This is a genomic window from Granulicella sp. dw_53 (genome assembly GCF_018449545.1).
Classification (GTDB): domain Bacteria; phylum Acidobacteriota; class Terriglobia; order Terriglobales; family Acidobacteriaceae; genus Edaphobacter.
In genome coordinates, this window is the sequence record NZ_JAAVUR010000033.1 from 1 (window position 1) to 12,201 (window position 12,201).

Consider the following 12,201-nt stretch of genomic DNA (forward strand, 5'->3'; position numbering starts at 1 on the left):
CCACCGACTCAAGCTGATCAAGCGACAGATGTACGGCCGCGCCAGCTTCGATCTACTCAAGCTACGCGTTCTCCAGCGCGCCTGAATCAGGGTTAATCGCGAGCTCGACTAGTCGTCCACTCACTTCACCAAATGTACGGATGAACCCATTTATTGTGATAGACGACACGGTGGAAGCAGACGAAGGAGCGTCGCAGCTTCTTCATAATCTTCGCGACCTTATTCAGAATGCTCGCCAGAGAGCATTGCGGTCCGTCGATGCAGTCCAGGTACAAACTTGCTGGGAGATTGGCCGGCATATCGTGGAGTTCGAACAGGGTGGATCGGCACGGGCGGAATATGGAGCTCGGCTGCTGCAGACCTTAGCTTCATCGCTGGCGGCAGAGTTTGGGAGGGGCTTCGACGCCTCCAATTTGAGACATATGCGGGTCTTTTATCAGTCCTTTCCAATTCGCGACGCACTGCGTCCTGAATTGAGCTGGACCCACTACCGCACGCTTCTGAGGGTAGAAAACGATTCCGCTCGGCAATGGTACATGAACGAAGCCGCGGGCCAGGGCTGGACGACGCGCTCGCTGGAACGCCAAATCAGCACCCTTTATTACGAACGGCTTCTGGCGACGTCAGACCGACCTGCCGTCGAGCGCGAAGCCAGAGGCAACTTGGCAGTCTCCCAAACCCCGCGGGATTTCGTTCGAGATCCGGTCATGCTGGAGTTTTTAGGTCTTCCGGGAGTTGGCAGGTTGCTAGAAGCGGATCTCGAAAGAGCCTTGTTGGACAATCTACAGGCATTCCTGCTGGAACTTGGGCGAGGTTTCGCATTCGTTGCACGGCAGTACCGCATCAGTTCAGAATCCAAAGACTTTTACATCGACCTAGTCTTCTATAACTATCTGCTCAAGTGTTTCGTCCTCTTCGATCTCAAATCGGGCGAGCTGACCCATCAGGACATTGGACAGATGGATATGTACGTCCGCATGATGGACGACCTGAAACGAGCGCCGGACGACAATCCCACAGTCGGAATCATTCTTTGTGCTGACAAAGATGCCTCGGTTGTGCGGTACTCAATACTCAATGAGAGCGAACAGATATTTGCCAGCAAGTACAAACTCGTTCTTCCGTCTGAAGAAGAGTTGAGGTCAGAGCTGGATAGAGAGCGTCGTGAACTGGCGAATCGAGTCAAGACCTCCTCTGTGGATTTGCTCTGAGCATAAAAATGAGGATGCAATCCGGCGCCTTTGGATTCTAAAGCTGTCAAGATTACGGACACAGTCGTATATGTGTATAGAACCGATCGGACGCTCGATCTTCTTGATCTAAAGATTCCGTCCCGGCTAAACATCATTATTGGCGACAATGAATCTGGTGAATCAGCGATTAATTCTGCCTCGAAGTATCAGATCAATCGCCGGTCGGCTAACGTCGAACATCTACTTGCTCGACAATAAGGACGGGTTTGCAGGACTCCTACTTGAGGCGTGAATTTCTGTGTACACCGACAGCGGTCCGCTGCTTTCCAATCTGCGCAAGTTCACTTTCGGTGATACAGAATCTGTACAGGCAAATTCGCAGATTTACTTTAGGGTCAATGGCACAGTCGTCCGATAGTGGTTGTTCGTACGTGGGCTAAACCCAGACCCGGTTTGCTATTTTCATCTCCTGTTTGGAAAGTATCCCGGAGTGAAGATCGAAAGAGGAATACCTCCGCAGCTTATCTCGGCAGCTTAGGTGAAGGGCCTTGCTAATAAACCTGCGGGCGTGTAGGCACGAACTGGAACGCCTGTATGATCTGCCCTCGTTCATCTTTATGGATGAAGATACTTCAAGCGGGGCAATCACCGTAGGTCCAGATTTGAATTTGTAACCGCATATGCACAAATAAATTTCGCTACCCACGAAAAATGGTTGACACAGTTCATAAGTAGTCCTATATTCGCAGAACTACTTATATCTTATGATTTTCTTGCCGTCCGTATCTCTGCCAGCCTCGGAGTAACAATGCCTTCCGATCTATTTTCCCCCCTCTTGCTGGTATCAATTTCAATCTTAGTTCCCATTTACAGTGCGACTATTAACACCCTGCTCCTTCGGCCCATCGACCGACAGAATTCATTGTTGCAGTTTCAATCCTCGGGTACGCCATGAAGGGTACGGATCGCAACCTCATGCCCGGCGCAGCAATGGGAAAGACATTGGGAAGTCTTGATGTCGATACAGCAGCGATCGAAGCGCCCGATTGTATCGGCACAATGCATCAATACCGTGACCAGCGACGTCCCTCCAACCCTATCCCTCTTCAGAAATAAAAGGAGCGACATGCAGAAACTAATTAGGCAGTCAGTGCTTTGCCTCAGTTGTTTTGCAGCAGTTGCAGCTACTGCTCAAACTGCGGTAACCGTGATTTCACCAGCCGCCAATGCAATACCCAAGTTTGGAGGAACCCCCGGGACGTTGGCAAATTCCTCGATTAGTGACGCGAACGGGGTCGTCATAATGGAAGCAACGAACTTACATCTCGGCGGATTTATAAACGCTTTAACAAATCCTGGACTATACACGCTTTCTCAACTGGACGGAGCTTCATCCCTGGTCGGCAATACTGGAATGGGAACCGTGTTCTCCGGAGACTTAATTCTAAGAAACTACTTTGGAGTGTCCATTGACATCAACAACGGAGGTCAGGGAGATATTTCGGGGTCAATAGAAACAAGAATTCCCCACAGTTCCTCTTTCACTGTCAATTCCCGCAATTCACCAACCTCTTTCCAAACACTATTTACCGTGAGAAACAACGGAAACGTTGGCGTCGGTACGACCGCACCCGGGGCAAAACTCGAAGTAAATGGAAATCTAAAATTAACGAGTGGCAGTGGCGCCTCGATGACGTTTTCCGACGGGACAATTCAGAACACCGCTTGGACTGGAAGCCTGTGTGGAGGCGATTATGCAGAGGCAATGGATGTATCGGGGGACCGGACAAAATACGAGCCCGGCGATGTCCTGGAATTAGATCCGAGTCTCCCCGGTAACGTTGTCAAGGTAGCTGAGCCCTATTCCCAGATGGTTGCGGGGATCTATTCGACGAAGCCAGGTGTGTTGGGTAGGCGACAAACTACCGATCCAAAGGTCAGCACGACTGAAGTTCCGATGGCGATGGTTGGAGTTGTCCCAACCAAGGTCAGTAGCGAGAATGGCCCGATCAAGGTTGGCGATCTACTAGTCACATCTTCGACACCGGGACACGCCATGAAGGGCACGGACCGAGGCCTGATGCTCGGAGCCATTGTCGGCAAGGCGATGGGTAATCTTGACTCCGGTAGGGGAGTGATTGAGGTACTCGTAACTCTGCAGTAAAAACTCGCGTGGCATGGTTGGTGGATTGGCAGCCGCCAGATGTAATTCAGTGATTATGGTGATTTGCAATAGACAGTTCGGTAATACGAGAAAGGTCAACGCAGGGACAATCCGTTATGAGTATTCAGTTTAGAAACAAAACATTATTGAGAATAATATCGGCGGCCTTATGGTTGACCGTGGCGCCGATTTTGAATTCTCAGCTCGTATCCGGCCACCCCAATCCAAATTCGACAACTAGTCCATGGTTCCTCCCGCCTTCGGAGAAAAGCGATCCAGAAGCGATAAAAGTGGCCCAGCGGGCCGTTGAAGCATCGGGGGGAATGGAAGCCTGGGACGCCGTCCACGCAGCCAAGTCTAGGATGAGCATGTCAATCTGGGGAAAGTCTAATCCGGCATATCTTCTTATGCTTGATGATTGGTCCACGTCAATGCCGAGATATCGTAGGGGAGTAGTGGGTACAACCATAGCGCCTCGCAATCACGATGGCCAGGAAGATACCGATACGACAAAACATTCTATGAACGTCAGTCAAGAATTCGATCAAGTTCGGCTATTAGCTGATCATATTCCTGCCGCTGCTCTCCAAATAGCATTACGTCGGTCCGAATACATTCTGAAACTATCTACAGATAACGATTGCAACGAGAGATACCGATGCTTTGATGTCTACCGACGTTTGGCTGGAGAGGGGCCATATTTGAGGGAACAACATTGGATCCTGATACCGTCGACAGGCCTCCCAGATGCAGTTCAGTTGCTCCCTTCGAATCTGCATCATCAGAACAACAATATCTGGGAAGAAGTGTCCTATCTTGGCTACACCAACTCAGATGGCTTACTCGTCCCATCGCAGATCGCGATTTCCTTTGGCAACCATCATAAACAAGTGTTATCGCTCGTCGCGATAGCGATGGATGCAGCTTTTGATACCCAACAATTTGACCAGGAGCTCAAGAAATGAGAATACGTGTGAGAGGCATTCATAGCCTATTCTTTCTATTCTGCTTGGTCGTAGGTTGCCCTGCTCAGAATCCGACTCTGCCTGATATCGGGCTAAGACCCTTTGGTCCATATTTTGACTCGGATATCTATCATGTGAATTTGCAGACCGGTAACGTATATGGGCAGATACCTATTGTGTCCATCCCGCAAAAAGGTAAGTTGCCGCCTCTTTCCTTCTCCCTTAATTTTAATACCTCCCCTTTTATCCAACAAGAAGTATGTAACTCCGCCTTCGATACGTGCATTTGGTATTATGATTATCAACCAATACAGGTAGCTAAAGCAGCTGGCGTCCAGCTACTAACGTCCTACAACGCATGGGAACCTCAGTTTTCGACAATCTCCAGTGCGGGATATTTCAATTGCTATGATCTCGGGGAAGGCGATACTTGCTCTATAGCGGGTTTTTTGATCCAACAATGGAATATTTCGGATATTACCGGTAGCAGTCACCAAATGCTCTACGACAGCACTAACACGCACAGGCTCTATGCCACAGACGGATCCGGATATAGTCTGGTACTTCCTGCAAGCTTCGACCCAGCAAACCCCTTGAGTTGCCTTGGCTGCGGAACAGTATATTCACCCGATGGCATTGCATATCACAGCGGCACGGTTACCGATCCATATGGAAATGCTGTACAGCGGATAGGCCCACAAAATGCAACAGTTGGTCCGCAAATTATTGACTCTCTCGGACATATCTTCCCCGATGTGGAATACGGCAGGCAAAACAATGTCGGGCCCATCATCGGCCAGACGGGTGATGTCACCAATTGCCCAAACCTGGGTGTGCCGAATCAACAGCCGCTCTACAGCATTCAACTCAGTTTCCCCGGACCGAACGGTAATTCCACCCAATATCTACTGTGCTATACGCAAATAGTCGCCCACACCGGCTTCTATAACTTCGATCCGAGCATGCCCGATAGTCTTGCGGATCCATCCACTGACACTAATGGTTTTATCAACACCATCACGAATTTTACTGCGATTCAATCCGTTGTTTTGCCAAACGAACAAGGCACCAGTTTGGCTACCAACCCGTATTGGGGTTTTATATATGACGCCGCCAACACAACTCAAAGCAATGGCAACTCATACTCTTCCGAATCTTACGGGACTCTGAATAAAATTATCTATCCCACCGGCGCCTCAGCTACGTTTTCATATGTGAATACGAATGTGCTTCCAGCGGATCCACGTACTAGACCCGCATACCGCAGTGTTCAGCAGATTGTAAAAAACGATGGTCTGGGAAATCTCTCTTCGACCACATATACCTATGGGCCTGAAACTGTCGATGCAGGAGGAGTCCATACCTATCGTACTTTCGGCCCTCCGATTTGGACCAATGTCACGGACTCATTGGGCAATGTCACGAAGCATAACTTAGAATCCATTTCATCCAGCGCGGAATGTCTACAGTCGGGTTTTTACTATGAGACCCAGACATCTTATTATCAGGGTGCGGCCTCAGGCAGTCCGTTGAAGACTGTGAATACGCAATATGACGTCAATTCGCAAAACGTCGATTGTGCCTATGTCATATCCAATTTCACAGCGGTTGTTCCCAAGACCATAACTACTTATGTGAATAATACGGTCGAATCTACGATAACCAACCAATATCCCACGCTCTTTACCGCTTCTGCTTATTGGTGTGCACTGATCGCCGAGGGCTGTACGACGGTACCGCCAACCGGTATGCCTGTTCCTTATGCCGTTCCATATCAAACAGCAATCGAAGACGGATCCGGCAATATTCTTCAAACAAAGTCTTCTCCCCCATCGTTTACTACGGATTTAGGCAAGAAAAATGCCAATATGTTGACGCTTCCGGCGTCGACCCAGGTATTGGATGGTGGTGGAAACCAAGTTGCACTAAACACGTATGGATATGATCAGTTTGGCAATCAGACTGCTGTGAGCCGTTGGCTTAATACCACTGGACAATATGAGACCACGAGTACGACCTACAATGCGGATGGAAAACCCAATCTCATTACCGACGCCAATAACAACAAAACGAGCATTCCCGCATATCAATGTTCCGGTATCTTTCCTCAGACGGTTATAGCTGCATATCAAAGTCCTTCCACTATTTCGGAGACAACTTCATATGTTTACGATTGCGATACGGGAGATATCACCAGCGTAACGGATCCGAATGGGATAGTGACACAATACTTCCATGATCCTCTCGGTCGGCTTACTTATATCAAAAGAGCTATTGGGACGAGTGTTGAAAACTGGACTACCGCTACTTACCCAAGCATGACCCAAATGGCTATCGCGCAAGACAAGGATTTGTCGACCGATGGCGTGCTTCGATCAACAAATATATACGACGGATTGGGCCGTATCATTCATCAGACAGATACTGCAGGTAGCACCGTCGATACCAGCTATAGCGCTCTTGGAAACGTAAACTCGGTCAGCAATCCTTATCGTGCCATACCTGCGGCTGGAGATCCTCCATTGGGTACCACTTACTATACCTATGATGCTCTGGGGCGGACCACGAAGATAACGAATCCCGATAACACTGCAATCTACAATTGCTACGATGGCGTCGCCACAAACGGACAGCCAAACTGCTCTTCGAATCATAGTTCCATGGTCGCCGCGAGTTGGGTCGATTCAACCGATGAAGTCGGCCACCACACCCAAAGAGTTACAGACCCGCTTGGGCAATTGACCGCCGTGGTGGAACCCAATCCACTGAACGGCAGTATAGCTTTGGAAACTGACTATAGTTATAACGCACTGACGAACCTCACGGATATTAGGCAAGTGGGTTCCGGCGGTGAAGTGGTTCGATACCGAAATTTCAGGTACGACTCCTTAGCGCGTCTAACTGCATCGTGTAATCCGGAAGCCCTGCCTCCTGGGTACAGTTGTGCCGCTCCGGGTGGTGCGCCAGCACTCTGGAGCAATACCTATGGTTATGACGCGAATGGGAATCTCAAGCGGAAGACCGATAGTCGCAATGTTACAAGCCACTATGGCTATGACTCCTTAAATCGACTGACAGACAAAACCTTCTCTGGAATCGATGCAGCATCGAATGCGATTGCAATGGCCACCCCTTCGACCTGCTATCAGTACGACACCGGGCAATCTAATCCTTCGGGAGGTAATTTCCTCGGTCGTCTAACTTATGAGTGGACTACGTCGGGAGCATGCGGTCCATTCACCTCACCCACCGGGTATAAAACACTTCGCACAATTCTTGCATACGACCCGTTGGGCCGAGTAAAGAGCGAGCAGCAGTGCCATCTTGCAAAGTGCATGGCTGGAGTGCCCTACAATTCGATTACAGATTACGACCTTGCAGGCAATCTGACAGCTTACACCAACGGCGTCCATTCCATCATGTTCGCAAATCATTACGACGCTACAGGCCGACTACAAAATCTGGATAGCTCATGGGCAGACTCGACCCATCCAGCAACGCTGTTCACAGGAAATTCGTATGCTCCTGCTGGCGCTATTACGAGCATGACATTGGGCACGGCAATCAAAGTAACTCGTGCCTACGATAACCGGTTACGGCCGACGGCAGAGAGTGCTATACATCCATGAGCGACACTAGAAGGCTGAACGTTTCACCTTCTGATTTAGATTCTGGATTTCGCTCCACTGAGGGTGATATGAATATGCGGTTTGTGTCGAGGCACAAAGTAAAAGCATTGGTGCTCGTGATTCTATTCGGCCTTCTGGGAAAGGCCTACGCCTCGTCGACCGGTTCCCTTACGATTGAAGGAACCGAACAGCATCTTGATGCTATTAACGCTTGGGACTCAGGCACCATTACGGTCTCGGTGAACTATCATACGGAGATCGTGGCCTTCGGCGAATTCTCTACGCCGGATTCCATCGCCTCAGGTATAGCGGCGAAGTTCTCCTGCGACTGTGGTGGTCCGGTAAATGCAAAGAGTGCACCAGGCGGAGTTATTTATTTTAAGATGAGAGGTGGTGCGCAACTGACGCAACTGAGCGTCACGCTATCCTCCACAGCATCGTTTCACTGGACGAGTGGCACTTCGATGCAACCAACGACCACGAGCGCAAAGATCGGGTCAAGCTATCTGTTCGCGGGGCAAAGTACCGCTGTCGACGTACAGGTGAGTTGTAACTCTGCCTGCGGCGTTGTGGACTATCGTCTGGATGGAGGAGCCTGGGGCCAGATGGCTCTGGATCAAAGTGGCCACTTCCAGGCGATTACTGGTAACTGGGCTCCCGGATTGCATAACGTAGTTGTAAACTTTTTGGGAAACGGTGTGTATGCTCCTTCCTCATCGAATCCTGTCAGTTTCACAATCAGTTCGAGTTCGATGGGATCGACCGCCCCGCCATTGTATTCTTATGCGATCTCTGCTTATCAAGGTAACGGCAATATCGCGGCATACTCGGATTCCATCAATGGGCAGTGGAGCGGCATCGCCTACGATGGGGTCAATCGTCTTAACACTGCCACCTATATTCCAAACGGAAGCGCAACTCAGTATATGTGTTGGGGATACGATTCCTTTGGAAACCGCACCACTCAAGGAGCTTCCAATTTACCTTTTCTGAATACCGCCTGTCAGCCAGATTTTTCGTCCTCCTATACAAATAACTGGGCAAACTACGATTCGAACAATCACGCGACTGGAACTGCACAGTCGCCGTCTTATCCTGTGGATGCTTACGATCAGGGCGGAAATCTACAGAACGACGGGATACATCAGTTTCTCTATGACGCGGAAGGTCGTTTATGCGCGAGCAGTGGGCCGTTGGGGATGTCATCCTACATTTATGATGGCGAGGGAGGGCGTGTTGTAAAAGGAACAATCTCAGTGTGGAATTGCAATAGTGACATCAATGGCTTCTCGGAAACCGCTGGTTATGTTCTGGGGCCAGGAGGGGAACAGGTGACCGAAGTTGATGGTGCAGGAAACTGGGTGCACACCAACGTCTTCGCGGCAGGTCATTTAGTAGCAACCTACGACCAACAGGGCGTTCACTTTCACCTCAATGATTGGCTTGGTAGTCGCCGTGTGCAAACTGATTATGCGGGTAATACGGAAGCCACTTACCAAAGTCTGCCCTTCGGAGAGATGTTACCCAACAATCAGGCCGCCAGCCTGGGGGCTACAGAACAACATTTTACCGGCAAAGAGCGGGACTCAGAATCCGGCAACGACTACTTTGGGGCCAGGTACTACGCCTCAAGCATGGGCCGGTTTGTGAGTCCCGACCCGTCAGTCTTAGACTTCGCCGATCTTGGGAACCCACAGAGCCTCAATCTCTACTCGTATGCGCTGAACAACCCTCTGAAATACATCGATCCCACTGGGCTCGATCAATGCATTTGGGACGATGGAACAAGAGATGACGAAGTGCAGTACGGGGGAGCGTCCCAACAGGACTGCAAGGATCAAGGTGGAAACTGGGCAGGCAATACTGATGCAAGTATCAAGGTCACTGCCAGTTCAAGCGGGAACACAATCACAACCTATGACATGGGGTACATGGGTGGGCAGATCGCGTTCGCTCCTGGCACTGGATGTTCTGCTGCACTTTCAACAGCCAAGACAAATGCAGGAGCAATGAATAGGTACTACAACCAGTACCAGAGCCCGATCAATAGTGCTGCAAATGCAAATGGAATAGACCCTGTCCTTTTAGGAGCTGTAGGTGTCCATGAGAGCGGCATGCAAAATATCGCACAGTATGGAGGAGGGAAAGGAGCCGGTGTTTTCCAGATCGATCTTGGCGCCAATCCGGGCGTCCAATCCGCACAGGCATACAACGTCAATTTCGCTGCGAACTTCTCAGCCGGGATGCTGAGTTCGAACATGACCTTCTTGGCATCCGCCCATCCGAACTTCAGCAGCAATCAACTCGCTCAGGCGACCGCCGCAACCTACAATATGGGCCTAGGAACACACCCGAAAGGAAAGAACGTAAGCGGCAATCCCAATACAATCGACAAGGGCACAACGGGCGGCAATTACGGCAGCAATGTCGTGGCGCTTATGAACAACTGCTTCCATAACTAACGCTTACTGATGATTTGGTCAACGATGAAGCAAAATAGACTAATCCGAATTGTAGTGCTAATTTCCTGCACTTTTCTGTGGAGAGCTAATGCCCAAACTCCAGCGAGTGGCATCGTGAGCCCAGGTAAAAGTGTTGCTGGCCTGAGACTAGGCTCTACCTTCTCCGAGTTCCAAGCGACGTTCCCGCCACATGCGAACACAGACGAGGATGTGCAAAACAGCCTGCGCAACAGATGCCCAGATAGGTCTTACCACTGGCTCGATATCGACCGGAATGCGACCGGAGTCTATGCGCTCTTCAAGGACGGAAAGATTTATCAGATGTCGGTCCACACGCCGAGGTTCGCTCTATCGAATGGAGTTCACATCGACAGCACAGCGGACGAAGTCAGACGGGCTTACCCAAAGGGCCAAGAACATTGGTTGGTAGGCAGTGGGAGCGCTGTTGTTGGTGGAAAAGACCTAATCTACTGGGTGGACGAGGCTGATGGCGTGGCCTTCGAACTCTACTGGAATAAGAAGACTGCCCGTCGCTTAGTGAGCGGTATCGACATCTTCGCTGCCGGAACAGCATATCGACCCGAAGGCTGCATCTCGCCGCCACAGTCCTGGAAGGAACTGAAATCGCCCTCGCAGCCGCCTACGAAATAGCGACCCATCAGTACGATGCATATGCCTTCATGTATAAGCAGAGTGACGTTTGTGCATGCCATTTACCTGTTGCTTTGTAAGCGTGTGATCTTCCCATCTGGCGTGGCGGTTGCTAGGGGTTGACGATGGCGGATGGATGATTCTGGATCGTTGGTTCGACAGGTTCGCAGACGGCGGTCTGCTGCTGAGAAGCGGCTGATTGTTGAGCAGACCTTGGAGCCTGGTGCGAGTGTGGCTCGGGTGGCTCGAGCGCATGGGTTGAACGCGAACGTTGTGTTTCACTGGCGTCGCGAGTATCGCGACGGTAAGCTGGCTGCGGCTGGATTGGTCCCGGTGGTGGTGACTGGCGACGTTCTCCCGGAGCGTCAACGTACCTCTGAGAGCACGAGCTCGATACGGATCGATCTGCCAGGTGGGGCGGTGATCTCGGTTGAAGGCAACGCGGATCTCGCGCTCATACGCACGATTGTTGAGAGTCTGCGGGCTTGATGGACCTTCCGCTCAAGCGACAGAACACGGCGACGCGGATCTGGATCGCTGCAGGAGTGACGGACATGCGGCGCGGCTTTCAGGGGCTTGCCGCCCAAGTCCAGACTGCTCTTGAGCAGCATCCTTACTCCGGCCATGTCTTCGTCTTTCGTGGCCGTCGCGGCGACATGGTGAAGGTGCTCTGGTTCGATGGCGACGGGCTATGCCTGTTTCAGAAGCGGCTCGAACGTGGCCGCTTTATCTAGCCTCAGGCGGCTGCGGGCACGGTGTCGTTGAGCCATGCGGAGCTCTCGATGCTGCTGGAAGGGATCGATTGGAGGCACCCAGTCCGGACGGCGGAACGGGTGATGAGTGTATAAGGTTTCGTTCAGTATCCATGAGGGTTTTGTGCTTTAAGTGACTGGTGTTTTATGGCATACTTCGCTCATGCCCGCCTCGGTCCTGGCCGATCTCGATATACTCGATCCCGAAGCCATGAAGGCTCTGGTGAGAACGCAGCACGAGCAGCTGTCTTCGCGAGCCAGCGAGATCGCTCATCTCAAGCTGTTGCTCGATAAGCTGCAGCGGATGCTCTTCGGGGCCAAGAGCGAGAAGATCGTTCGACAGGTCGAGCAACTGGACTTGCAACTGGAAGAGCTTGAGGTAGGC

The 12,201-nt window shown here is 51.0% G+C and carries 8 protein-coding genes and 1 pseudogene; all 9 read left to right on the forward strand.

Going from position 1 to position 12,201, the window contains the following annotated elements; genetic code table 11:
- Positions 1-140: 140 nt before the first annotated feature.
- Positions 141-1,211, forward strand: a complete 1,071-nt coding sequence (locus HB393_RS24590; RefSeq protein ID WP_213807874.1) for a PDDEXK nuclease domain-containing protein — start codon at positions 141-143, stop codon at positions 1,209-1,211.
- Between the two features lie 1,108 nt (positions 1,212-2,319).
- Positions 2,320-3,357, forward strand: coding sequence for a hypothetical protein (locus tag HB393_RS24595; protein WP_213807875.1), 1,038 nt, complete (start codon positions 2,320-2,322; stop codon positions 3,355-3,357).
- 116 nt (positions 3,358-3,473) lie between these two features.
- On the forward strand, positions 3,474-4,322 hold the full coding sequence (locus HB393_RS24600; protein WP_213807876.1) for a hypothetical protein: 849 nt from the start codon (positions 3,474-3,476) through the stop codon (positions 4,320-4,322).
- Positions 4,319-7,951, forward strand: coding sequence for a hypothetical protein (locus HB393_RS24605; protein ID WP_213807877.1), 3,633 nt, complete (start codon positions 4,319-4,321; stop codon positions 7,949-7,951). Before HB393_RS24600 ends, HB393_RS24605 begins: the two co-directional genes overlap by 4 nt.
- A complete protein-coding gene (locus HB393_RS24610) occupies positions 7,948-10,413 on the forward strand; it encodes an RHS repeat-associated core domain-containing protein (protein ID WP_213807878.1) in 2,466 nt (821 codons plus the stop codon). Before HB393_RS24605 ends, HB393_RS24610 begins: the two co-directional genes overlap by 4 nt.
- Positions 10,414-10,527: 114 nt before the next feature.
- The gene (locus HB393_RS24615) at positions 10,528-11,064 is read left to right on the forward strand and encodes a hypothetical protein (protein ID WP_213807879.1); all 537 of its coding nucleotides are present in this window, start codon (positions 10,528-10,530) and stop codon (positions 11,062-11,064) included.
- 165 nt (positions 11,065-11,229) lie between these two features.
- Positions 11,230-11,382: pseudogene (locus HB393_RS25455) on the forward strand (transposase); the annotation flags it as partial.
- A 170-nt stretch (positions 11,383-11,552) separates the two neighbouring features.
- On the forward strand, positions 11,553-11,798 hold the full coding sequence (gene tnpB, locus HB393_RS24625) for an IS66 family insertion sequence element accessory protein TnpB (RefSeq protein WP_345945431.1): 246 nt from the start codon (positions 11,553-11,555) through the stop codon (positions 11,796-11,798).
- A 181-nt stretch (positions 11,799-11,979) separates the two neighbouring features.
- On the forward strand, positions 11,980-12,201 hold a 222-nt coding region (locus HB393_RS24630), incomplete at its 3' end, for a transposase (RefSeq protein ID WP_218624069.1).

Excerpts from the sequence above, each read along its gene's own strand:
- HB393_RS24590 (WP_213807874.1), top strand. The coding sequence starts at position 141 with ATGAACCCATTTATTGTGATAGACGACACGGTGGAAGCAGACGAAGGA.
- HB393_RS24595 (WP_213807875.1), top strand. The coding sequence starts at position 2,320 with ATGCAGAAACTAATTAGGCAGTCAGTGCTTTGCCTCAGTTGTTTTGCA.
- HB393_RS24600 (WP_213807876.1), top strand. The coding sequence starts at position 3,474 with ATGAGTATTCAGTTTAGAAACAAAACATTATTGAGAATAATATCGGCG.
- HB393_RS24605 (WP_213807877.1), top strand. The coding sequence starts at position 4,319 with ATGAGAATACGTGTGAGAGGCATTCATAGCCTATTCTTTCTATTCTGC.
- HB393_RS24610 (WP_213807878.1), top strand. The coding sequence starts at position 7,948 with ATGAGCGACACTAGAAGGCTGAACGTTTCACCTTCTGATTTAGATTCT.
- tnpB (WP_345945431.1), top strand. The coding sequence starts at position 11,553 with ATGGACCTTCCGCTCAAGCGACAGAACACGGCGACGCGGATCTGGATC.